The organism is Streptomyces sp. NPDC086147, assembly GCF_040702165.1.
Taxonomy (GTDB): Bacteria; Actinomycetota; Actinomycetes; order Streptomycetales; family Streptomycetaceae; genus Streptomyces.
This window is the reverse complement of the sequence record NZ_JBFBJO010000007.1, coordinates 146,215-166,135: the sequence shown is the minus strand read 5'-3', so window position 1 is coordinate 166,135 and position 19,921 is coordinate 146,215. Positions and strand designations below refer to the sequence as shown.

The 19,921-nt window shown below is 72.9% G+C and carries 19 protein-coding genes, 1 pseudogene and 1 riboswitch; of the genes and pseudogenes, 13 read left to right on the top strand and 7 right to left on the bottom strand.

What is annotated here, in order from left to right; translation table 11 throughout:
* The first annotated feature begins 98 nt into the window (after positions 1-98).
* From AB0398_RS18110 to AB0398_RS18090, 5 genes are all read left to right on the top strand, one after another.
* On the top strand, positions 99-254 hold the full coding sequence (locus tag AB0398_RS18110; RefSeq protein ID WP_366376173.1) for a hypothetical protein: 156 nt from the start codon (positions 99-101) through the stop codon (positions 252-254).
* A 20-nt stretch (positions 255-274) separates the two neighbouring features.
* Positions 275-487 carry a hypothetical protein gene (locus AB0398_RS18105; RefSeq protein ID WP_366376171.1) on the top strand — a complete coding sequence of 71 codons (213 nt, stop codon included), beginning with the start codon at positions 275-277 and terminating at the stop codon, positions 485-487.
* Positions 488-636: 149 nt separating this feature from the next.
* The gene (locus AB0398_RS18100) at positions 637-1,650 is read left to right on the top strand and encodes a hypothetical protein (RefSeq protein ID WP_366376169.1); all 1,014 of its coding nucleotides are present in this window, start codon (positions 637-639) and stop codon (positions 1,648-1,650) included.
* A gap of 241 nt (positions 1,651-1,891) precedes the next feature.
* Positions 1,892-2,566: a hypothetical protein gene (locus AB0398_RS18095; RefSeq protein WP_366376168.1), complete on the top strand. Its 675-nt coding sequence runs from the start codon at positions 1,892-1,894 to the stop codon at positions 2,564-2,566.
* A 224-nt stretch (positions 2,567-2,790) separates the two neighbouring features.
* Entirely contained in the window at positions 2,791-4,017 is a 1,227-nt protein-coding gene (locus tag AB0398_RS18090; RefSeq protein ID WP_366376427.1) for a Cmx/CmrA family chloramphenicol efflux MFS transporter, read from the top strand.
* A gap of 100 nt (positions 4,018-4,117) precedes the next feature.
* Here AB0398_RS18090 and AB0398_RS18085 read toward each other — a convergent pair whose 3' ends face one another.
* A complete protein-coding gene (locus AB0398_RS18085; protein ID WP_366376166.1) occupies positions 4,118-4,387 on the bottom strand; it encodes a DUF4031 domain-containing protein in 270 nt (89 codons plus the stop codon).
* Positions 4,388-4,457: 70 nt separating this feature from the next.
* The gene (locus tag AB0398_RS18080; RefSeq protein ID WP_366376164.1) at positions 4,458-4,814 is read right to left on the bottom strand and encodes a hypothetical protein; all 357 of its coding nucleotides are present in this window, start codon (positions 4,812-4,814) and stop codon (positions 4,458-4,460) included.
* A gap of 110 nt (positions 4,815-4,924) precedes the next feature.
* Here AB0398_RS18080 and AB0398_RS18075 point away from each other — a divergent pair, with 110 nt between their 5' ends.
* The 5 genes from AB0398_RS18075 (at position 4,925) to AB0398_RS18055 (ending at position 10,367) form a co-directional block, all read left to right on the top strand.
* Complete coding sequence (locus tag AB0398_RS18075) at positions 4,925-5,842, top strand: MurR/RpiR family transcriptional regulator (RefSeq protein ID WP_366376162.1); 918 nt, start codon at positions 4,925-4,927, stop codon at positions 5,840-5,842.
* Between the two features lie 101 nt (positions 5,843-5,943).
* Entirely contained in the window at positions 5,944-6,882 is a 939-nt protein-coding gene (murQ, locus tag AB0398_RS18070; RefSeq protein ID WP_366376160.1) for an N-acetylmuramic acid 6-phosphate etherase, read from the top strand.
* Positions 6,883-6,929: 47 nt separating this feature from the next.
* Positions 6,930-8,498, top strand: a complete 1,569-nt coding sequence (locus AB0398_RS18065) for a PTS transporter subunit EIIC (RefSeq protein ID WP_366376158.1) — start codon at positions 6,930-6,932, stop codon at positions 8,496-8,498.
* Between the two features lie 128 nt (positions 8,499-8,626).
* Positions 8,627-9,598, top strand: a complete 972-nt coding sequence (locus AB0398_RS18060) for an aldo/keto reductase (RefSeq protein ID WP_366376156.1) — start codon at positions 8,627-8,629, stop codon at positions 9,596-9,598.
* A 49-nt stretch (positions 9,599-9,647) separates the two neighbouring features.
* Complete coding sequence (locus AB0398_RS18055; RefSeq protein WP_366376155.1) at positions 9,648-10,367, top strand: transporter substrate-binding domain-containing protein; 720 nt, start codon at positions 9,648-9,650, stop codon at positions 10,365-10,367.
* 54 nt (positions 10,368-10,421) lie between these two features.
* On the opposite strand, the gene AB0398_RS18050 is transcribed toward AB0398_RS18055, so the two are convergent.
* Positions 10,422-13,556: a VCBS repeat-containing protein gene (locus tag AB0398_RS18050; RefSeq protein ID WP_366376153.1), complete on the bottom strand. Its 3,135-nt coding sequence runs from the start codon at positions 13,554-13,556 to the stop codon at positions 10,422-10,424.
* A gap of 356 nt (positions 13,557-13,912) precedes the next feature.
* Between AB0398_RS18050 and AB0398_RS18045 the strand changes: the two are divergent.
* A pseudogene (locus AB0398_RS18045) lies at positions 13,913-14,035 on the top strand (SAM-dependent methyltransferase); the annotation flags it as partial.
* A 105-nt stretch (positions 14,036-14,140) separates the two neighbouring features.
* Here the strand turns inward: AB0398_RS18045 and groL are convergent.
* From groL to thrC, 4 genes are all read right to left on the bottom strand, one after another.
* Complete coding sequence (groL, locus tag AB0398_RS18040) at positions 14,141-15,769, bottom strand: chaperonin GroEL (RefSeq protein WP_062753193.1); 1,629 nt, start codon at positions 15,767-15,769, stop codon at positions 14,141-14,143.
* Positions 15,770-16,118: 349 nt separating this feature from the next.
* On the bottom strand, positions 16,119-16,322 hold the full coding sequence (locus AB0398_RS18035; protein WP_015035246.1) for a cold-shock protein: 204 nt from the start codon (positions 16,320-16,322) through the stop codon (positions 16,119-16,121).
* A gap of 411 nt (positions 16,323-16,733) precedes the next feature.
* On the bottom strand, positions 16,734-17,012 hold the full coding sequence (locus tag AB0398_RS18030; RefSeq protein ID WP_366376150.1) for a MoaD/ThiS family protein: 279 nt from the start codon (positions 17,010-17,012) through the stop codon (positions 16,734-16,736).
* A gap of 47 nt (positions 17,013-17,059) precedes the next feature.
* Entirely contained in the window at positions 17,060-18,346 is a 1,287-nt protein-coding gene (gene thrC, locus AB0398_RS18025) for a threonine synthase (RefSeq protein ID WP_366376148.1), read from the bottom strand.
* A 17-nt stretch (positions 18,347-18,363) separates the two neighbouring features.
* Positions 18,364-18,508, bottom strand: a riboswitch (SAM riboswitch).
* A gap of 149 nt (positions 18,509-18,657) precedes the next feature.
* Here thrC and AB0398_RS18020 point away from each other — a divergent pair.
* Both AB0398_RS18020 and AB0398_RS18015 read left to right on the top strand, forming a co-directional pair.
* On the top strand, positions 18,658-19,599 hold the full coding sequence (locus tag AB0398_RS18020; RefSeq protein ID WP_366376146.1) for a glucosyl-3-phosphoglycerate synthase: 942 nt from the start codon (positions 18,658-18,660) through the stop codon (positions 19,597-19,599).
* Between the two features lie 47 nt (positions 19,600-19,646).
* Complete coding sequence (locus AB0398_RS18015; RefSeq protein WP_366376145.1) at positions 19,647-19,907, top strand: hypothetical protein; 261 nt, start codon at positions 19,647-19,649, stop codon at positions 19,905-19,907.
* The last annotated feature ends 14 nt before the right edge of the window (positions 19,908-19,921 follow it).

The window sequence follows — 19,921 nt, the reverse complement described above, 5'->3', positions numbered from 1 at the left end:
AAAGAGGGCCCTCCATAGGTACACTCCCGCCCCCACCCCCCACCCGCCCCGTCACCGAGGCCGAAGCCACCCGTGTCTACCGGGAGCTCAAGGACGCCATGGGCACCGCCGGCCTCCCCACGAGCGGGCTCTACCGGGACGTCACGCACGGCCCCGGCGGGGACACGCACCGGTACGGGCTCGGGACCGTCGGTGTCGGCGGTGCCAAGCGGCTGACCGTGCTCCTGCGGACCGCGCGGGCGGCCGAGAAGTGAGGTACCGGATCGGCGACGTCGTGACCGACGCGCAGCGGGCGCTCACCGGGCAGGTCCGTTCCGTGAACGGGAACATGCTGGTCCTGGTCCGCCCCAGCGGCTACCTGTGGGAGGCGGCGGCCGAACAGTGCTGGACGGCGAGTCCGGAGGAGCGCGCGAGCCTGACCCCGCGCGGCGCCCTCCGCGTCATCAGCACCTCGCCCAGAGAGCCATCTCCGCTGCCTGAACGATGATGTGACCGCGCGTCACTCGAATGGGCGGTCTTCACTCTGCGTGCCTGTCCGGGCATATGCCAGCGCGGTACGTTCACGCAAAACGGCCCTCACCGATGACCTGAGAACCATCGGCGAGGGCCTGAACCACCAGTGGACAGGACCCACCCGTGATCTACCGCAACGTTATCGTGCCCTCGCGCGCCTTCGGCCAGTACTCGCACGACATCATCCGCCACCCCCGCCTCAACTCCGACGCCGTACGCATCCTCACCTGGCAGCTCTCCCTCCCCCGGGGAGCCCGCGAATCGCTCTCCCGCACCGCCCAGCGCGCCCGGATCGGGGCCTGCGCCTTCACACGCGCCAAACGGCAGCTGAAAGAAGAAGGGTTCGTGCACGAGCGGCGCGTCCAGGGCGCCGGTGGACTCTGGATCACCCAGCAGCTCGTCTCCAGCGCCCCCCTGACCGCCGACGAGGCCATCAAGCTCCTCGCCCAAAGCCCCCTCCCCACCTGCGAGGAAACGGTGTTCCCGCAGGTCGCACCGAGTCCCCGGAATCGAGCCGCCGGTGCCCCGGCCGCCGGTGCTCCGAAGACCCCGTCGACCGGCGGTCATCCAGAGAAAGACCTTGGAGAAGACACCTCCAACCTTCCGTCGCCCACCGCCGAGCCGGTCAGCGAACCCGCACCCCTCGTCAGCCCCCGGCAGGAAGAGGCCCACGCCCTCATCGGCGCCCTCCCCCTCCTCTCCCCCGCCCTCCGGCACATCCCGCCCGGCATGCGCGACGAACTCGCCCGCCTCGCCGCCCGCTGGCTCGACGCCGGGCACACCACCGCCGACGTCCACGAACACGTCCTGCGCGGCCTGCCCGGTGCCGGGACGCCCGTACACCGGCCCGGCGGGCTGGTCCGGTACCTGCTGCGGGAAGTACCGCCCCGCACCCTGCCCCAGCTCGCGTCACCGCTGCCCGACGGCCCCCGGCTGTCCACCCGGCTCGCCGGGACGCGGGAGTGCGCCGGGGAGCACACCCAGCCGATGCTGTTCCGGCCCCTCGCGGACGAGACGCACTGCCGGGAGTGCGCGGCCGGGGACGGGCCCGGGGCCGGGGCGAGGAGTCCGGGCGCGGACGGGGGCGCGGACGCGGCGGCGACGGGTACGAGCCCTTCGGCGAGGACGCGCTGCTGACCGCCCACGTGCTCGTCGTCGTGCTGGGCGTGGCCCGGCTGCTGTGGCGGCGACAACCGGGCTGCCGCCCTGGGCGCCGACGGCCCGCTGTGGGCGCACGTGACGGCGCAGGTGCTCTTCCTCGCCGGGCTCGCCTGCCACGTCGGCCTGGTCCTCAAGCACCAGCTCGTCGACCGCGACCGGCTCCTGCGCCGCATGCTCTGAACACGCACCGCCCGCGCCCGGCGGGCACAATGCCCCCATGACCGCAGACCCGCATCCCGCGCTCCTCCGGCACTGGAACGCCACCCTGCTCGCCGCCCGCGCCGGCCGCGAGGGCCCCGACCCCGCCCCGTACGGGCTGAACCTGCTCGCCCGCTGGGCCGAGCCGCAGCGCCGGTACCACACGGTCGACCACCTGCGGGCGGTCCTCGACCGCGTCGACGAACTGACCGACCAGGGCGGCGAGGGCGGCGAGCTGGAGCTCGTACGGCTCGCGGCCTGGTTCCACGACGCCGTCTACCGTCCCGACCGGTCCGAGAACGAGGAGCGCTCGGCGCTCCTGGCCGAGAAGGCCCTCGCCGAGGCGGGCCTGACCCCGCACGAGGTGGCCGAGGTCGCCCGCCTGGTCCGCCTGACCGTCACCCACGACCCGGCCGTGGGCGACCTGAACGGCGAGACCCTCTGCGACGCGGACCTGGCGATCCTGGCGAGCGACCCCGACACGTACGCGGGGTACGCGGCGGCGGTCCGCGAGGAGTACGGCTTCGTCCCCGACGACGCCTTCCGCGAGGGCCGCGCCGCCGTCCTGCGCCACCTCCTCGACCTGCCCCGGCTCTTCCGGACGCCGTACGGCGCGGCGGTGTGGGAGGAGAAGGCGCGGGAGAACGTGGAGCGGGAGCTGAAGGAGCTGACGGACGCGTCCGGGACGGGGTGAGCCCCCGCCGGGGAGGGGCGGGAAGGGCAGAAAGGGCCGGGGAGGGACCGGAGCGGCCGCCTCCGCGGCCCCGGCACCGTCCCGGCGCGCAGGTGACCGTCTCGTATGACAAGACGACCCGGCACCGAGGAATGACAGCAATGAATCACTCGTTGACCCATGTCATGCCGCCTTCCTCTCCCGAGCCCGTGACACCCGCCCCCGCCGCCCCCGCGTCCACCCGCATGCCGACGGCCGTCTACATCCTCGGCCTCTCCGTCTTCGCGCTCGGGACGAGCGAGTTCATGCTCTCCGGGCTGCTGCCGCCCATCGCGGAGGACATGAACGTCTCCATCCCGCAGGCCGGACTGCTCATCTCGGCCTTCGCGATCGGCATGGTGGTGGGTGCCCCGCTCCTCGCCGTGGCGACCCTGCGGCTCCCCCGCAAGACGACCCTGATCGCCCTGATCACCGTCTTCGGCCTGGGCCAGGTCGCGGGCGCCCTCGCGCCGAACTACGGCGTGCTCTTCGCCTCCCGGGTCGTGAGCGCGCTCGCCTGCGCCGGGTTCTGGGCGGTCGGCGCGGCCGTCGCCATCGCGATGGTGCCGGTGGGCGCGCGGGCCCGGGCCATGGCCGTGATGATCGGCGGGCTCTCCATAGCCAACGTCCTCGGCGTCCCCGCCGGCGCCTTCCTCGGCGAGCACCTCGGCTGGCGATCCGCCTTCTGGGCGGTCGGCCTCGCCTCCGCGATCGCCCTCGTCGGCGTCCTCACCCGCATCCCGCACATCCCGGTCCCCGAGACCCGGCCCCGGCTCAAGCGGGAGCTGACGATCTACCGCGACCGGCAGGTCCTGCTCTCGGTCGTCGTCACCGCGCTCGCGGCGGGCGGCGTCTTCTGCGCCTTCTCGTACCTCGCCCCGCTCCTCACCGACGTCTCCGGCCTCGACAAGGGCTGGGTCTCGGTCGTCCTCGGGCTCTTCGGCATCGGCGCCCTGGTCGGTACGACGATCGGCGGCCGGGTCGCGGACGCACACCTCTTCGGGGTGATGCTCAGCGGCATCGCCGCCTCGACCGTCTTCCTGGTCGCCCTGGCGCTCTTCGCGTCCAGCCCGGTCGTTACGGTCCTGCTGGCCTTCCTCCTCGGCGTCTCCGCCTTCTACACCGCCCCGGCCCTCAACGCCCGCATGTTCAACGTGGCCGGCGCCGCCCCCACCCTCGCGGGCGCCACCACCACCGCCGCCTTCAACCTCGGCAACACCGGCGGCCCCTGGCTCGGCGGCACCGTCATCGACGCGGGCCTCGGCTTCGCCTCCACGGCGTGGGCGGGCGCGGCGATGACGGCGGTGGGGCTGGTGGTGGCGGCGGTGGCCCTGAAGCTGTCCCGCCGGACACCGGGCGACGGCCACGTCGTGGCCGGGAGTCCGGCCACCGCCCCCGAGAGGGACGACCGGGAGTGCGCCCTGCCGGGCTGAGACGGAGGCGGGCCCGTAAGGCAAGAGGCCCGGGCCGGAGCAGGTCCGTATCCGGCCGGGGCGGGGACCTCTTCGCGTACGCCCCCGCTCCCGCCCCCCCTCAACCCGCCGGCCGCCCCTTGGGCCTCCGCAGGCCCGCCGCCGTGAGGCGGCGGAGGAGTTCCTTCGAGCCGACCTCGACCGCGCCGCCGGTCACCGCGGCCGCGTAGTGGTCGGCCGGGATGTCGTAGTGGTCCCGCTCGAAGGCGCGGCGCGGGGCGCCGATCGCGGCCGCGAAGGCGTGCAGCTCCTCGAAGGAGGCGTCGCTGACCAGGTGCGACCACATGCGGCCGTGTCCCGGCCAGGTCGGCGGATCGATGTAGAGGGTCACGCGCGGACTCCTCCCGCCGTCCCGGGCCCGCCGCCCACCCCGGCCTCGCCGCTCGCTCCAGACCCGCCGCTCACGTCAGCCCGCCCACCGGCGCCACCACGACGCCCTGCTCGGCGCAGACCCAGTGCGGGTCCGGGCCGAGCTCCGGCTCCACGTCGAGGGCGTGCGGGTCGCCCGAGGCGCAGACGGGGCAGAGCGGCCAGCGCCCGTACCGTTCGAGGAGGGCGTCCTGCACGTCCTGGGCGACGAGCCCCGCCACGTACGCCACTCCCTCCGGCCACTGCTCGACCCACCAGCGCCGGTGCGTGACCGAGTCCTCCACCATCGACACGACCTCGGCCGCCGCGACCTCGCGGGCCGCCAGATCGGCCAGTACGAGCGCGCGGGCGGTGTGCAGCGCCTGCTCCACCGTGTCGATGTCGTCCATTCCCTCATTGTCACCCGGCCCGGGAGGCGGCGGGAAGGGCGAAGGTCCCTTCCGGATCCGGACACCGGAAGGGGCTTGTCGCCCCACCCTTCCGAAAGTATCTTTCAGGCGTGACCAATGACGTGAAGGAAAGTTTCACCAGCGACGCGCCCCCGGCCCCCGCCGCCCTCGCGGCCAAGGTGCGGACCCTGGCGCCCTCCATGACCCGCTCCATGCAGCGGGTCGCCGAGGCCGTCGCCGGAGACCCGGCCGGCTGCGCCGCCCTCACGGTCACCGGCCTCGCCGAACTCACCGGCACCAGCGAGGCGACCGTCGTCCGCACCGCCCGCCTCCTCGGCTACCCCGGCTACCGCGACCTGCGCCTCGCCCTCGCCGGGCTCGCCGCCCAGCAGCAGTCGGGCCGCGCGCCCGCCGTCACCGCCGACATCGCCGTGGACGACCCCATCGCCGACGTCGTCGCCAAACTGGCCTACGACGAGCAGCAGACCCTCGCCGACACCGCCGCCGGACTCGACACCGTCCAGCTCGGCGCCGCCGTCGCCGCCCTCGCCACCGCCCGCCGCGTCGACATCTACGGCGTCGGCGCCTCCGGGCTCGTCGCCCAGGACCTCGGGCAGAAGCTGCTCCGCATCGGCCTGGTCGCGCACGCCCACAGCGACCCGCACCTCGCCGTCACCAACGCCGTGCAGCTCCGCTCCGGCGACGTCGCCATCGCCATCACCCACTCCGGCTCGACCGGCGACGTCATAGAACCGCTCCGGGTGGCCTTCGACCACGGCGCGACCACCGTCGCGATCACCGGCCGCCCGGACGGCCCCGTCACCCAGTACGCCGACCACGTCCTCACCACCTCCACCGCCCGCGAGAGCGAGCTGCGCCCGGCGGCCATGTCGTCCCGGACCAGCCAACTCCTGGTCGTGGATTGCCTGTTCACCTGCGTCACCCAGCGGACGTACGAGACGGCCGCCCCGGCCCTCGCCGCCTCGTACGAGGCCCTGGCCCACCGGCACGCGCCCCGCACCCGCTGAAACACCTCTGTCCGCCGAAGCACCCGTACCCACGCCCACCGAAGCACCCGCACCCGTAAAGCACCGGCGCCGACGACGCCGCCGTACCGAAAGAGCCGCACGTGTCCGCTTCCGCCTCCGCTTCCACGTACTCCGAACTCCGCGCCCAGCTCGCCACCCTCACCACCGAGGCCTTCCGCCCCGAGCTCGCGGAGATCGACCAGCTCCCGACCCTGGAGATCGCCCGGACCATGAACGGCGAGGACCAGTCCGTCCCCGCCGCCGTCGCCCGGCAGCTGCCCGCCATCGCCGCCGCCATCGACGCCACCGCCGAGCGGATGGCCCGCGGCGGCCGTCTGGTCTACCTGGGCGCCGGCACCGCCGGCCGGCTCGGCGTCCTCGACGCCAGCGAGTGCCCGCCCACCTTCAACACCGACCCCGCCGAGGTCGTCGGTCTCATCGCGGGCGGCCCCTCCGCCATGGTCAAGGCCGTCGAGGGCGCCGAGGACTCCAAGGAGCTCGCCGTCGCGGACCTCACCGCGCTCGGGCTCACCCCGGACGACACCGTCGTCGGCGTCTCCGCCTCCGGCCGCACCCCCTACGCGATCGGCGCCGTCGAGCACGCCCGCGCCCTCGGCGCGCTCACCGTCGGCCTGTCCTGCAACGCCGACAGCGCGCTCGCCGCCGCCGCCGAGCACGGCATCGAGGTCGTCACCGGGCCCGAGCTGCTCACCGGCTCCACCCGGCTCAAGGCCGGCACCGCCCAGAAGCTCGTCCTCAACATGATCTCGACGATCACGATGATCCGGCTCGGCAAGACGTACGGGAACCTGATGGTCGACGTCCGCGCCTCCAACGAGAAGCTCCAGGCCCGCTCGCGGCGGATCGTCGCCCTCGCCACCGGCGCGCCCGACGAGCGGATCGAGGCCGCGCTCGCCGCCGCCGACGGCGAGGTGAAGCACGCGATCCTCATGATCCTCGCGGACGTCGACGCCTCCACCGCCGCCGAGCTCCTCACCGGCTCCCGGGGCCACCTGCGCGCGGCGCTGCACGCCCGGTAGACCCCACCCGGCTCCACCTCCCCCACACAGCAAGGCACCACCGCACCATGAGCACTGACGACAAGAACCGCGCCGTCGCCGCCGCGATCCTCCCCCTCGTCGGCGGCGCCGGGAACATCACCTCCGTCGCCCACTGCATGACCCGCCTCCGCCTCGGCCTGCGGGACCGCTCGCTCGTCCGGGACGAGGCCCTGAAGGCCCTACCGGCCGTGATGGGCGTCGTCGAGGACGACACGTACCAGATCGTCCTCGGGCCGGGCACGGTCGCCCGCGTGACCCCGGAGTTCGAGGCCCTGGTGGCCGAGGCGCACGAGCAGGACCAGGAGGAGACCGGCGCCCCCGCGTCCTCCGCCGGAACCCCCGCGTCCTCCGCCGACGACCTCGCGGCGCAGGGCGCGGCGATCAGGGCGGCCCGGAAGGCGAGGAACCAGACCCCGTTCAAGCTGTTCCTCCGCCGCATCGCGAACGTCTTCGTCCCGCTGATCCCCGCCCTCATCGGCTGCGGCATCATCGCCGGCCTCAACGGCCTCCTCATCAACCTCGGTTGGCTGCCCTCCGTCACCCCCGCCCTCGCCGCGATCGCGAGCGGCTTCATGGCCCTCATCGCGGTCTTCGTCGGCTTCAACACGGCGAAGGAGTTCGGCGGCACGCCGATCCTGGGCGGCGCGGTCGCCGCCGTCATCGTCTTCCCGGGCGTCGCCAAGATCGACGCCTTCGGCCAGACCCTCTCCCCCGGACAGGGCGGTGTGCTCGGCGCGCTCGGCGCGGCGGTCCTCGCGGTGTACGTGGAGAAGTGGTGCCGCCGGTGGGTGCCGGAGTCCCTGGACGTCCTGGTCACCCCGACGCTCACGGTCCTGGTCTCCGGCCTGGTCACGATCTTCGGGCTGATGTTCGTCGCGGGCGAGGTCTCGACCGCGATCGGCGAGTTCGCCGACTGGCTCCTCGCGCACGCCGGCGCGGGCGCGGGCTTCGTCCTGGGCGGCCTGTTCCTGCCGCTGGTGATGCTGGGCCTGCACCAGGCCCTCATCCCGATCCACACCACGCTCATCGAACAGCAGGGCTCCACGGTCCTGCTGCCCATCCTCGCGATGGCGGGCGCGGGCCAGGTCGGCGCGGCGATGGCGGTCTACCTGAAGCTCCCGCGCAACGGCTCCATCCGCCGCACCGTCAAGTCCGCCCTCCCGGCCGGTTTCCTGGGCGTCGGCGAGCCCCTGATCTACGGCGTCTCGCTCCCCCTGGGCCGCCCCTTCGTCACCGCCTGCGTGGGCGGCGCCTTCGGCGGCGGCTTCATCGGCCTCTTCAGCATGCTGGGCGCCAAGGTCGGCTCGACCGCGATCGGCCCCTCCGGCTGGGCCCTGTTCCCCCTCCTCGACGGCGACGAGGGCCTCGGCCGCACGATCGCGATCTACGCGGGCGGCCTGCTCACCGGCTACCTGGCGGGCTTCGTGGCGACGTACTTCTGGGGGTTCAGCGACCGGCTCCTGGAGGAGTTCGACGTGGACACGGAGACGGCGGCGGAGACGGTGGTGGCCGCCGGAGGGGCAAGCGTCGGAGCGTCCGGTGCCTCCGGTGCGCCCGACACGCCCGCACCCGCGTCGGCGCCCGCCAAGGCCTGACGCCCGGGGCCGGCACCCGCCAAGGTATGGGCCCCCGGGGCCGGAGCGCGACCGCGCCGAGAACACGGTCGCGCTCCGGCCCCGTCTCCGTGCACAATGCGCCTTCCCCACCCCGGAAGGGCTCCTCGATGCACACCTCGGCCCACGCCCGTCCCCACACCGACACCCACGACCTCCCCCACGCCTCCGACTCCGGAACCTGGCTCCTCGGCGGCGAACTCCCCGTCCGCCGCATCGGGTTCGGCGCCATGCGGCTGCCGCAGCACGGCGAGGCCCTCGTCCCGCACGCCGTGCCGATGGACCGCGACCGGGCGATCAGGGTGCTCCGCGAGGCCGTCGACCTCGGCGTGAACCACATCGACACCGCCGCCTTCTACTTCTCCCCGCTCCGCTCCGCCAACGAGCTGATCAACAGCGCCCTCGGCGGCCCGTACCCCGACGACCTCGTCATCGCGACCAAGGTCGGCCCGTCCCGCGACGTCTCCGGCGCCTGGAGCGAGCACGCGCGCACCCCGGCCGCCCTGCGCGGCCAGGTCGAGGAGAACCTGCGGCAGCTCGGCCGCGACCACCTCGACCTGGTCAACCTCCGCGTCCTCGGCACCGATTCGATCGCCGAGCGCTTCGGCGCCCTCGCCGAACTCCGCGAGGCGGGGCTCATCCGCCACCTCGGCCTCTCCAACGTCACGCCCGACCAGCTCGCGGAGGCGCGGACCGTCGCTCCCGTCGTCTGCGTGCAGAACATGTACGGGATCGGGGTCCGCCCGGAGTACGAGGAGTTCGTCCGCCTCTGCGGCGCGCAGGACATCGCCTTCGTGCCCTTCTACGCGATCGCCGCCGCCGGCCGCGAGGCCGGTGCCACCGCGACCGAGAGCGAGGAGGTCCTCGCCGTCGCCGGGGCCCACGGCGCGAGCCCCGCCCAGGTCCGCATCGCCTGGACCCTCCACCAGGGCCCGCACCTGCTCGCGATCCCCGGCACCGGCGACCCCGCCCACCTGGCCGCCAACGTCGCGGCGGGCACCCTCCGCCTCACCCCCGGCGAACTCGACCTCCTGAACCGCCTCCACCGCGCTCCCGTACGGGAGAACCCCACCGCTCCCTGAGCCCTGCCCCCATACGGAAGGCCCCCGCCGCTCCCTAGACTCCACCCCCATGACGACCACGCAGCGCATCGCCGCCGACCTCGCCCCCGCCGGAGTCCTCCGCGCCTCCGTCAACCTCGGGAACCCGGTGCTCGCCCAGGGCACCCCCGAGGACCCCTCCGGGATCACCGTCGACCTGGCGCGGGAGATCGGGGCGCGGCTCGGGGTCGGGGTCGAGCTGCTCTGCTTCGACGCGGCGCGGAAGTCGTTCGGGGCGATGACGGACGGGCGGGCCGACCTCTGCTTCCTCGCCGTGGACCCGGCGCGCGAGGCGGAGGTCGCGTTCACCGCCCCGTACGTCGTCATCGAGGGGGTGTACGCCGTGCCGCGCGGCTCCGCGCTCACCACCGTCGGGGAGGTCGACGCCCCCGGGGTCCGCGTCGGGGTCAAGAAGGGCTCCGCCTACGACCTGTTCCTGTCCCGGACCCTCGCGCACGCGACCGTCGTGCGCGGGGACGAGGGCGTCGACGTCTTCCGGGCCGAGGGCCTGGAGGCGGGCGCGGGCATCCGGCAGCCGCTGACCGCGTACGTACGGGAGAACCCCGACGTCCGGCTGATCGAGGGCCGGTTCATGGAGATCCGGCAGGCGGTCGGCACGACGCCCTCACGTGCCCCGGAGACCCTCGCCTTCCTCCGCGACACGGTCGAGGAGCTGAAGGCGAACGGCTTCGTCACGGACGCGCTGCGCCGCGCCGGCCAGGACACCGGCCTGCTGGCCCTGCCCGCCTGACCCCTGAGGCGTGCCCGCCGCCCCGTGGGCCGTGGCCCACGGGGCGGCGGTGGATCAGTGGAGCTCCTTGAAACCGTTCCAGCCGCCGGCGCCGATCATGACCCGGGTGGCGTAGAGGCCGTTGCCGAGGTTGGTGTAGCGCCACAGCTTGCCGGTGGCCCGCTCCCGCGCGACCAGATCCCCGCGCTTGTCGCCGTTCAGGTCGCCGACGCCGACCAGGGACGAGTAGGCGCCCCAGCCGCCGCCGACCTTCACCCGGGCCGTCACACCGCCGGCCGCCGTGCCGTAGTACCGCCACAGGACGCCCGAGGCGTCCATGCCGAGCAGGTCGCCCCGCCCGTCGCCGTTCAGGTCACCGGCGCCCGCGATCTTCGTGTACAGCTTCCAGTTCACGCCGATCCGCACCCGGTTCCGCAACCGGTGGTCGGCCGTGCCACCGTAGAAGTACACGTCGCCGGTCGACGTCTGGCGGGCGACCAGGTCGGCGTACCCGTCGCCGTCCACGTCCCCCGGCGCGGTCAGCACGTCGTACTGGCCCCAGCCCCCGCCCACCGGGACGTACGGCGAGGAGGCCGACACGAACGTCCCGCAGGCCGGCCGGTACGACCGCAGCTGGTCGCCCACGCGCGCGTACACGTCGTTGCAGCCGTCGCCGTTCGTGTCGCCCGACGGGACGAGGACCGTGCCCGCCGGGAACTTCGCGCCCGTACCGGCGATCCGGGCCGAGACCCCGCCCGTGCCGTTGCCCCTGTAGAGCGAGACCAGGCCCGCCGGGTCCATCGCCAGCAGGTCGCCCAGTCCGTCGCTCCCGGCCATGTCGCGCCACGCGGCGGCACCGCCGGTCACGGACACCGCGCCGGACAGCGCGAGATCGGCGCCCTGGCCGTCGGCGGGCTTCACGGTCAGGGTCCAGGTGTACGCGCCGTCGGCGACGACCGCGCCCGCCGCGTCCTTGCCGTTCCAGACGGGCCCTGCGAGGCCGCGTCCCTCGCCGGTGAGGGTACGGACCTGCCTGCCCGACGCCTTGTGCCGGAGCGCGAGCGTCCAGGTGCCGGGCTTGGACAGGTTCCAACGCGGCTGCCAGGCCGACGACTTCAGGTTCACCGACGCCGGTACGGCCGCGTCGGTCACGGCGAGGCGGCCGGTGGCGCCGCCGAGGCCGACGACGCGGACCGCCTGCCGGGAGTCGACGAAGGCGACGCCCCCGCCGAACCGGTCGACCGTCCAGCCCCTGCCGTGGTCGGGCAGGGAGGACGCGACGGTGCCGAGGGTGCGGACCACCGGCGCGCCGGAACGGACGTCGGTCACGCTCAGCGTGTCACCGGCGTCGCCGGGCACGGTGTGGGCGACGAAGCCGTCGCCGAGGCTCGGCCGGGCGGACCGGGGCACCTGGAAGGAGACCCGGGTCCCCTTCTCCCGGTCGTACACGACGGCGGTCGTGCCGTCGCCGCAGCGGGCGTAGATCCACGTGCCGACGACGTCGAGGTCGGAGACGGCGCAGTCGGTGCCGAGGTCCACCGTCGCGACGGTGGCGCCCGTGCGCAGGTCGACCGCCGAGACGGTGTCGTCCTGCGTGGACGGCGTCCAGAGCCAGGTGCCCCACAGGGCCTGGTTCGTCCGGTCGGAGACCGAGAGGACCTTCCCCGTCTCGACGTCCGCGACGACCGAGCGGGGCTGCCGGTCCTCGGTGGCCAGGAAGTGCAGGTGGCGTCCGGCGGCGCCGAGGACGCGCACCGGGCTGATCCTCCGGGTGGTGTCCAGCTTGACGGCGCGGGTGCCGCCGCCGGGGCCGGGCGTGGTCACCCGTGCCGTGATGACGCAGCCGATGCACGGCGGGGAGCCGCGGAAGGGCGGGATGTCCTCGGTGAACAGGGTGACCAGCCGCCCGTCGCCCGTGTCGGCCCACCACTTCCCGCCGATGTCCGAGGCGCCGGCGGGCGGGCAGTTCGGGATGGTCCCGGTGCCGGTGGCGGGGTCGCAGCTCCAGCGCTCGACGGCCGTGCGCGGCTCGGTCGCGGAGAGGTCGTACCGGACGGCGCTCCGCTTGCCGAAGTCGTCGTGCCCGACCGTGAGGAGGCCGTTCGCCAGGGTCAGGCCGCCTCGGTCGACCGGCCGGTACGGGAGGGCCTGGAGCTGCTTGGCGGCCGGGGCGCCTCCGGTGCCCGGCGCCACGCGCCACAGGCCCCAGTGGCCGAGGTCGGTGCCGCCCTCGACGTACAGGCCGCCGTCCGCGCCGACCTCAAACCGGCGGTCGACGACGGTGGAGAAGCCCAGGGAGCGGGTCTCGCCGGTGACGAGGGAGGTCGCCCTGACCGTACGGGGTCCGTTCAGCGGGCCGTAGTGGCTGACCACCCAGTCGCCGAGGAGGGCGACCCGGCCGTGGTGGTCGCCGCCGCCGTCCGGCAGTCTCACGGTGGTGGCGGGCCCGCCGCTCCGGGGGAGGACGAGGACGTCCGAGGCGCCGGAGAGGCCGTACACGACGATCCGGTCCGCGCTCAGGCCGGCGTAGACGTAGGAGCCGGGCCGCTCGGGCAGGTCCGGCAGGGAGGTCAGGGCTCCCGTGGCGAAGTCGAGGACGCCGAGGCCCTTGCCGCCCGCGGCCCGCTGGTACTCGACGACCGCGCCCCGGGCGTCGGAGCCGAGAATGCCGGGCCATCCCACGACGGGCTCCGGCATCCGCACGGCGACGTCCTCGGGGGCGCCGGGACCGAGTCCGAGGAGGTGGAGCGTCGTGGCGCCCCCGGCGTCGGTGCTGTGGCTGAGCAGCCGGCTCGCGCCGCCGAGGATCTCGGCCCACCGGTGGCCGGCGGGGAGTTCGCGGGTGAGGGTGTCGCCGGTCGTCCAGTCGTGGACGGTGGCCGTGCCCGTGTCGTGGTGGGAGCTGAAGCACCCGAACCTGTCGCCCTGGAAGACGATCAGGCCGAGCGAGTCGCAGAGGTCGCGGGGGGCGGCGGTCCCTCCGCCCGCGAGGCTCTGCCAGCGCAGCTTCTCCACGGCCGGGTCGTAGGTCTGCAGGCCGGTCCCCACGCCGAAGAAGCGCTGGACCGGCGGGACGGCGCTGGGCGGCGCGTCGATCGCCACTTCGTACGGGGAGTCGGGCGCGGCCGTCGCGGCGGGCGCCGTGACGGCCAGGCCGGTGATTCCCAGCGCCGCGCTCAGCGCGAGCGCGACGGCTCTTCGGACGGACAAATGGGTCCCCTCGTGCGGCCGGGACGGCGCGTGCCGTGCGGCGTGGTGTCGGATGCGACAGGGGAGGCGGGAACGGCAGGGCGCGTACGCATACGGGTGCGTGTACGGGTGCGTGTACGGATACGGGTGTGTGTCCGCGTACGGGTACGCGCGCGCGTGCCGGAGCCGGGAGTCGGCCCGATGCCCCCCATCTGCCGACAGCCGGATCGTACAGGCGTGCGCGACCGGGACGCCACAGAGAAGATCGCGCCTCCGGCGCCGGGAGCGGAAACCCTCCCGGCGCACCCCGGAAAGGCCCCTTCCCGGGACCCGGGACGGGCTTCCGGGGACCCGTGCCGCCCCTCGCGCCCGCAGGGTCCCTGCGCGCGATCTTCGCGGACCTGGAGGAGGTCGAACTGCGCCGCATGCGCGACGAGCCCGCCGACTCGGCCGCCTTCGGCGAGTCCTTCCTGTGGGCGGGGCTCTTCCGGAAGGCGTAGACGGGTCCGGACAACGCCCGAGGGCGGCACCCCCACCAGGGGGTGCCGCCCTCGTTCGCGTTCAGCGATGAACCGCCGATCCCGGGATCAGGAGATCCCCGAGGATCAGAAGTCCATGTCACCGCCCGGCATGCCGCCGCCGGCCGGCGCGGCGGCCTTCTCCGGCTTGTCGGCGATGACGGCCTCGGTGGTGAGGAACAGCGCGGCGATCGACGCGGCGTTCTGCAGCGCGGAGCGCGTCACCTTCGCCGGGTCGATGATGCCCTCGGCGATGAGGTCGACGTACTCGTTGGTCGCGGCGTTCAGGCCGTGGCCGACGGGCAGGTTGCGGACCTTCTCCGCCACGACGCCGCCCTCGAGGCCGGCGTTGACCGCGATCTGCTTCAGCGGGGCCTCCAGGGCCAGCTTCACGATCGCGGCACCGGTGGCCTCGTCGCCGGAGAGGTCGGCCTCCAGCTTCTCGAAGACGGTCGACGCCTGGAGCAGGGCCACGCCACCGCCGGCGACGATGCCCTCCTCGACGGCCGCCTTCGCGTTGCGGACGGCGTCCTCGATGCGGTGCTTGCGCTCCTTGAGCTCGACCTCGGTCGCGGCACCGGCCTTGATGACGGCCACGCCGCCGGCCAGCTTCGCCAGGCGCTCCTGGAGCTTCTCGCGGTCGTAGTCCGAGTCGCTGTTCTCGATCTCGGCACGGATCTGGTTCACGCGACCGGCGACCTGCTCGCTGTCACCGGCACCGTCGACGATGGTGGTCTCGTCCTTGGTGATGACGACCTTGCGGGCGCGGCCCAGCAGGTCGAGGCCCGCGTTCTCCAGCTTGAGGCCGACCTCCTCGGAGATGACCGTGCCGCCGGTGAGGATGGCGATGTCGTTCAGCATGGCCTTGCGACGGTCGCCGAAGCCCGGGGCCTTGACCGCGACGGACTTGAAGGTGCCGCGGATCTTGTTGACGACCAGGGTCGACAGGGCCTCGCCCTCGACGTCCTCGGCGATGATCAGCAGCGGCTTGCCCGACTGCATGACCTTCTCCAGGAGCGGGAGGAGGTCCTTCACGGAGGAGATCTTGGAGTTGACGATCAGGAGGTAGGGGTCGTCGAGCGACGCCTCCATGCGCTCCATGTCGGTGGCGAAGTACGCCGAGATGTAGCCCTTGTCGAAGCGCATGCCCTCGGTGAGCTCCAGCTCCAGACCGAAGGTCTGGGACTCCTCGACGGTGATGACGCCTTCCTTGCCGACCTTGTCCATCGCCTCGGCGATGAGCTCGCCGATCTGGGTGTCGGCGGCGGAGATGGAGGCCGTGGAGGCGATCTGCTCCTTGGTCTCGACATCCTTCGCCTGCTCGAGGAGGGCGCCGGAGACGGCCTCGACGGCCTTCTCGATGCCGCGCTTGAGGGCCATCGGGTTGGCACCGGCGGCGACGTTGCGGAGGCCCTCGCGGACGAGCGCCTGGGCGAGGACGGTGGCGGTGGTCGTACCGTCGCCGGCGACGTCGTCCGTCTTCTTGGCGACTTCCTTGACCAGCTCGGCGCCGATCTTCTCGTACGGGTCCTCGAGCTCGATCTCCTTGGCGATGGAGACACCATCGTTGGTGATCGTGGGGGCGCCCCACTTCTTCTCGAGGACGACGTTGCGGCCCTTGGGGCCGAGGGTGACCTTGACGGCGTCAGCGAGCTGGTTCATGCCGCGCTCGAGACCGCGCCGGGCCTCCTCGTCGAACGCGATGATCTTGGCCATGTGAAGTGGTCCTCCCGGACATGGGGTGGATAACGCTCCAGGACCGCGCCGACGCCCGCGACGGACGGCCTCCGCGTGTCCGTGTGGTTCCTTGCCCCACCCGGCCGGCGGCCTCGTCTGCCCGATCCTCGTAGCACTCTCACCTGCCGAGTGCTAACGCCAATGATTAGCACTCGACCTAGGAGAGTGCAAGCGACTCTCGGGTTTCGGGAAGGGGGCACTGGGCTCCGGGGGGCGGGAGGGGCGCCCGGGAGCGGGCGGAAGCACCCGCGAACGCGCGAGGGGCCCGCGTCCCCTCAGGGATGCGGGCCCCTCGACGGCGTTGCGTCGTCGGCCGATCGCGCCGCGCTCAGACGGCGAGCTTGACCATGTCCGCCTGCGGACCCTTCTGGCCCTGCGAGATCTCGAACTCGACTCGCTGTCCCTCTTCGAGGCTGCGGTAGCCATCCATCTGGATCGCGCTGTAGTGGACGAAAACATCCGCACCACCGTCGACCGCGATGAAGCCGTAGCCCTTCTCCGCGTTGAACCACTTGACGGTGCCCTGAGCCATGCCTAACTCCCCTATTACTGGCCCTTGCGCGGGGCCGCACTTCACGAACCCCGGGTCAGACCCTGCGCCGGAACGCGTCGACCGCCGCTGAATGTATCTGTCCAACTGCCCTCTGCAACAGGCCATTCGGGCGAGAATTCTGGGCAGCGCGGAAAGGAGAATTGGGGAGGTTCCCTTGAATCGCCGGGCAAGTCGGGCCCGGCAAAGCGCGCAGAAGGTACACAACGCGCACACAGTTTGGCTGCTTCTTGTCAGGTCGAGGCGCGTTCTCATATGCGCCCGGCACGAGCAGCGGCGGGGACTTCCCCAACTCTACCGCGCTCAACCATGCAGAATTGCCCCTTCCGCTTATGGACGCGGAAGGGGCAATTCAATAAAACGGGACAGGAAGAGCGGTGCTCCTCCCTCGGCTCAGCAGCCGCCGGCGACCGCCGGGATGATCGAGACGCCCGAACCGGCCGGGGTGGCCGTCTCCAGGCCCTGCTCGAAGCGCACGTCGTCGTCGTTCACGTAGACGTTCACGAAGCGGCGCAGCTTGCCCTGGTCGTCCAGGACGCGGGCGGCGATGCCCGTGTGGTTCTTCTCCAGGTCCGCGATGACCTCGGCGAGGGTCGCGCCCTCGGCCTGGACCTCGGACTGCCCGCCGGTGTAGGTGCGGAGGATGGTGGGGATGCGGACGTTCACGGCCATGACTTACGTAACCTTTCGGAAAACCGAGGACCGGGGCCCTGAGGGGATCAGCGCGCCAGTCCGGCGTCGCGGAACGCGTCCAGGCTCGGTCGGATGGTGGCGGTCGCCTGAGAGGTGTCGGCCACCGCGTCCAGGGTCTTGAGCCCGTCGCCGGTGTTGAGGACGACGGTGGTGAGCTCCGGGTCGATGAGGCCGTTCTCCACCAGCTTGCGCGTGACGCCGACGGTCACGCCGCCCGCGGTCTCGGCGAAGATCCCCTCGGTCCGCGCGAGCAGCTTGATCGCGTCGACGACCTGCTCGTCGTTCACGTCCTCCACGGCGCCGCCGGTGCGGCGGGCGATGTCGAGGACGTACGGGCCGTCGGCCGGGTTGCCGATGGCGAGCGACTTGGCGATCGTGTTCGGCTTCTGGGGCCGTACGACGTCGTGCCCGGCCTTGAAGGCGGCGGACACCGGGGAGCAGCCCTCGGCCTGGGCGCCGAAGATCTTGTACGGCTTGTCCTCGACCAGGCCCAGCTTGACGAGCTCCTGGAGGCCCTTGTCGATCTTGGTGAGCTGGGAGCCGGAGGCGATCGGGATGACCAGCTGGTCGGGGATGACCCAGCCGAGCTGCTCGCAGATCTCGTACGCGAGCGTCTTGGAGCCCTCGCCGTAGTACGGGCGCAGGTTGACGTTCACGAAGCCCCAGCCCTCGCCGAGCGGGTCGCCGATGAGCTCCGAGCAGAAGCGGTTGACGTCGTCGTAGTTGCCCTCGATGGCGACGAGGTCACCGCCGTAGACGCCGGCCATGACGACCTTGCCCTGCTCCAAGTCGTGCGGGATGAACACGCAGGAGCGGAAGCCGGCGCGGGCGGCGGCGGCGCCGACGGCGCCGGCCAGGTTGCCGGTGGAGGAGCAGGAGAGAGTGGTGAAGCCGAAGGCGCGGGCGGCCTCGATGGCCTGGGCGACGACCCGGTCCTTGAAGGAGTGGGTCGGGTTCCCGGAGTCGTCCTTGACGAAGAGCTTGCCGGGGGCGACGCCGATCTCGCGGGCGAGGTTGTCGGCCTTGACGAGCGGGGTCCAGCCGGGGTTCAGGTTCGGCTTCTCGGCGACGTCGGCGGGGACGGGCAGGAGGGGGGCGTAGCGCCAGATGCTGGCGGGGCCGGCCTCGATGCGCTTCCGCAGCTCCTCGGGGTCCCCGGCGGGGAGGTCGTACGCGACTTCGAGCGGTCCGAAACAGAGTTCGCAGGCGAAGATCGGGCCGAGTGCGAAGACTTCACCGCATTCGCGACAGGAGAGCCCGGACGCGGGACCGAGGTCGACGGTGGTGGCGGGTGCGACGGTCTGTACAGCCATGGAGGCGAGGCCCTTTCTCCTCATCTTTCCCATGACGAATTTTTCGCCATGAGACGGATTTGGCACCTTCCCTAGCCGGGGACCTCGCTGGATGACGAGTGACCGACTGGAGGGTTGCCGGGGCTTCAACGGGCCGTTTCCCTCTGCCCCTCTGGATGAGCGGTATTCGATTGTGGGGAGGGCCGGACTTTCGTTCCTGCGCTCCGACGCGTACGCCACCCCGATGTGCGCGGGGTCGCTGCGTTGTTCAAGACTGTAACCGAAGGCCCGGGCGCTTGGACGGCCCGTCCGAACCGCGAGATGGAGATCACGTGCTGGAAGAGGTGGAGCGCTGGCTGTCCCGGCGGTCCTGGTCCGTGGCGGACCGGCCGCTGGAGCGGATCCTCGCCGCCAAGCGTGCGACGACGGTCAGCGTGGTGCTGCCGGCGCTGAACGAGGAGGCGACCGTCGGGGACATCGTGGGCGTGATCCGGCGCGAACTGATGTCGGAGGCGGTGCCGCTCGTCGACGAGCTGGTGGTCCTCGACTCGGGCTCCACGGACCGCACGGCGGAGGTCGCGGCGGCGGCCGGGGCGCGGGTGGTGGCGCGCGACGACGTACTCCCCCGGATACCGGCCGTGCCCGGCAAGGGCGAAGTGCTGTGGCGGTCACTGATGGTGACGAGCGGGGACGTCGTGTGCTTCGTGGACGCGGATCTGCGGGACTTCTCCGCGGACTTCGTGACGGGGATCGTGGGCCCGCTCCTGACCGACCCGGACGTGGACCTCGTCAAGGCGATGTACGACCGCCCGCTGGACGGCACTCCCGGTCAGGGCGGCCGGGTGACGGAGCTGGTGGCGCGCCCGCTGCTCAATCTGCACTGGCCGCTGCTGGCCGGCTTCGTGCAGCCGCTCGGCGGGGAGTACGCGGCCCGCCGCTCGCTCCTGGAGCGGCTGCCCTTCCCGGTCGGTTACGGAGTGGAGCTGGGCCTGCTCGTGGACGCGCTGCACACGGTGGGTCTGGACGGGCTCGCGCAGGTAGACGTGGGCGTCCGCAAGCACCGGCACCAGGACGGGCACGCGCTCGGCCGGATGGCGGCGGCGATCTACCGGACGGCGCAGCTGAGACTGTCGCGGGGGCACATGGTGCGGCCGTGGCTGACCCAGTTCGAGCGGGGCGAGCGGGGCTTCGAGCCGCGGACGTACGCGGTGGACACGGAGGAGCGGCCGCCGATGGCGGAGATCGCGGAGTACGCGGGGCGCCGCGTGGCGTAATGCGACCTTATGGTCCGTTTTACATACATTCACTTTCCATGGGTTCCATGGGCTTCGGACGACGGACGGGCAGGGCGCTGGCGGTGGCGGGCCTGACGGCGGTGGCGTGGGCGCCCGCGGCGGCGGGCGCGGTCCCGGCGCCGCCGGTCCACGCGTCCCCGGCGCCGGGCGCGCCGGGGAAGGCGACCACACCGCCGCACTCCCGGGGGAGCGAGGAACGCCTCTGGCTGCTCGGCGGCCTGGTGACGGCCGTCGCGGCGACGGGCCTGGTGGCGAGGGCGGCCCTGCGCGACCGCCCCGACCTCTGAACCACCGGCCCCCG